The organism is Sporosarcina sp. CAU 1771, assembly GCF_054482775.1.
Window position 1 is genome coordinate 1 of record NZ_JBTLRN010000056.1, and the last position, 1,732, is coordinate 1,732.

At 40.0% G+C, this 1,732-nt stretch carries 2 protein-coding genes; one reads left to right on the forward strand and one right to left on the reverse strand.

Annotation, left to right across the window (positions count from 1 at the left end; genetic code table 11):
- Positions 1-173: 173 nt before the first annotated feature.
- Entirely contained in the window at positions 174-500 is a 327-nt protein-coding gene (locus tag ACXYMX_RS16980; RefSeq protein WP_459045428.1) for a winged helix-turn-helix transcriptional regulator, read from the reverse strand.
- A 146-nt stretch (positions 501-646) separates the two neighbouring features.
- Between ACXYMX_RS16980 and ACXYMX_RS16985 the strand changes: the two genes are divergently transcribed.
- Positions 647-1,495 (forward strand): VOC family protein, encoded by an 849-nt coding sequence (locus ACXYMX_RS16985; RefSeq protein WP_459045429.1) that lies wholly within the window; start codon positions 647-649, stop codon positions 1,493-1,495.
- The last annotated feature ends 237 nt before the right edge of the window (positions 1,496-1,732 follow it).

Sequence of the window (1,732 nt, forward strand, 5' to 3'; positions counted from 1 at the left end):
GGGATGAAGCGGGACAGGTGAGACCCAGCAGGGAGCGATAGCGATCCGATGCGGCTCACCGCCCGCCCCGTGGAACGCGTCCGCTCGGAACGGAAATCAACAGTTTTAGCATAATCCTGTTGATGGGGACTTTTTCAGTGGCCTCACAATTGAAGGTGTAGTTTTTTGTCATTTCATGCTTCTGCATTCTGAACCTCTATCCACGACCGGGACCAGTTTTCAATTTCCTTCAAAACCGGCTCTAATGAATACCCTTTTTCCGTTAATGAATACTTGATAATAACAGGTGTTTCAGGGATAACCTTACGTTCTATAATCCCCTTCTGCTCTAAATCTTTTAAACGTTCCGATAAAACTTTTCCGCTAATTCCGATAGACGATTGAATAGCACAAAAGCGATGGGGTCCCGATAATATTTGATAGATAATTAAAGCTGTCCAGCGCTGACTTAAAATCGATACCGCTTCTTCAAAACGAGGACAGATAATGGATTGTTTCATTTGGCTCACTCCTTTATCCATATAAAGTATACAACACAACGGGATGAAATAATATGTAACCAACCTACTTGACGTAATGTTATTACCATTGTATAGTTACTTACATAAAGTAACCGACTAAAAAAGATTTGATGGAGGCAAGGAATATGAATTTTCATAGTAAACCAAACACTTATGTAAAGCATGTCAATATTAAGGTTCAAGATTTAGATCGTTCACTAACATTTTATCAAAAGGTTCTTGGTTTCCAAATTTTAGAGCAAACAGATAAAACAGCCAAACTCACAACGGATGGAAATACGAATATATTGTCTTTGGAGCAACCAGAAAACGTTGTCCCGCAGCAAGGAAAGACTACAGGACTGTATCATTTTGCTCTTCTACTACCTAAACGTTCCGATTTAGCGGACATCGTCCATCATTTTATCGAAATCGGTTTTCGATTCGGCTCATCGGATCATTTGGTAAGCGAAGCTTTATATCTATCAGATCCTGACGGAAATGGAATTGAAATCTATACAGACCGTGAACCTTCTGAATGGACTTGGACGAACGGTGAAGTAGCAATGACTGTAGATCCAATAGACTTTACAGACCTTCTCTCCGAAGGGAAACAGACCGAGTGGAGTGGTCTTCCAGCCGGTACCATAATGGGCCATATCCATTTACACGTCTCTGAATTAAAAAAGGCCGAAGAATTTTACACGCAAGGGCTTGGCTTCGAAGTGGTGAGTCGATTTGGCAATCAGGCCACATTCATCGCTACAGGGAAATACCATCACCAAATCGCCTTGAATACTTGGGCGGGAGTCGGGGCTCCTACTCCACCTTTAAACAGTGTCGGCTTAAAGTCCTTTTCGATTGTTTTAGCTGATGATACTACTAGGCAAAATGTGATTGCACGTTTGAAAGATATAGGCTTTTCTGTCACAGAAGAAAATGGATCTTTCATTACTCATGATTCTTCTGGAAATCAAATATTATTAGAAATATAAAAAGTCCGGTTTCTCATTATACAAATCGAGAAACCGGTTTTTTTGCACTCTAATTTCGTATGTTTAACCTTCTAAATATTTATTATCTCCAATTAATTGAGTCAATTTCATAATTCCAAGCCCTTACATACCAAGGGTTTCTAGGCATAAAAAATAGAGCACCTCCCCAAATCCTGTATAATGTAAGTTACCACACAAACATAAAGACAGGAGAGAGTGCCCTTATGTCCATTATAC